General features: G+C 66.9%; 1 pseudogene. It reads left to right on the top strand.

Annotation, left to right across the window (positions count from 1 at the left end):
- Positions 1–528, top strand: a pseudogene (gene ligC, locus A5699_RS11445) (ATP-dependent DNA ligase); the annotation flags it as partial.

The raw sequence follows: 528 nt of genomic DNA, 5'->3' as shown, positions 1-528 counted from the left end.
GGGCGAGCCCTTCCGGACGCGGCGTGAGGCGTTGGTCGAGGCGGTCAAGGAGAACCAGGCTCGGTGTCACGTCACCCGCACCACCACCGACCCCGAGCTCGGTGCCCAGTGGTTGCAGACGTTCGAGGGCGCGGGCTTGGACGGGGTGATCGCCAAACCACTCGATCTGACCTACCAGCCGGACAAACGCGTCATGTTCAAGATCAAACACGAGCGGACCGCCGACTGCGTGGTCGCCGGCTACCGCGTCCACAAATCCGCGGACGACGCCGTCGGCTCGCTGTTGCTCGGGCTCTACACCGACGACGGTGAGCTGGCCTCCGTCGGCGTCATCGGGGCGTTTCCGATGGCGACCCGGCGCAAGCTGTTCACCGAATTGCAGCCGCTGGTAACGAGTTTCGAGCATCATCCATGGAACTGGGCCGCGCAGGTGGCCGCCGACCCGGATGCGGCCCGCAGATATGGCGGCGGCTCACGCTGGAACGCCGGCAAGGATTTGTCGTTCGTACCGCTGCGACCCGAGCGGGT

This window comes from Mycobacterium sp. E802, assembly GCF_001666875.1.
GTDB lineage: Bacteria > Actinomycetota > Actinomycetes > Mycobacteriales > Mycobacteriaceae > Mycobacterium.
The sequence above is the reverse complement of the archived record's forward strand: the minus strand, read 5'-3'. Positions and strand labels throughout refer to the sequence as shown.